At 43.8% G+C, this 272-nt stretch carries 1 pseudogene; it reads left to right on the top strand.

Going from position 1 to position 272, the window contains the following annotated elements:
• Positions 1-272: pseudogene (locus tag LI164_RS15800) on the top strand (site-specific integrase); the annotation flags it as partial.

The raw sequence follows: 272 nt of genomic DNA, 5'->3' as shown, positions 1-272 counted from the left end.
TATCGACAGCACAGGCAAGAAAATGACGCTTTGCCAACTCTATGCCAAACAGAACGCACAGAGGGCAAATGTGAAGAAAAGCACAATGAAACAACGGGAACAACTCATGCGGTTATTGAAAGAGGACAAGTTGGGTGCTAGGAGCATTGATACAATCAAGCCCTCTGACGCTAAAGAATGGGCGGTACGCATGAAAGACAAAGGCTTTTCCTACAATACCATTAACAACCATAAACGCTCGTTAAAAGCGTCATTCTATATCGCCATACAAG

It is taken from the genome of Dorea sp. 210702-DFI.3.125, from assembly GCF_020560945.1.
Taxonomy (GTDB): Bacteria; Bacillota; Clostridia; order Lachnospirales; family Lachnospiraceae; genus Dorea; species Dorea formicigenerans.
Note: the sequence above shows the minus strand (reverse complement) of the source record. Positions and strands in the feature narration are given on the sequence as shown.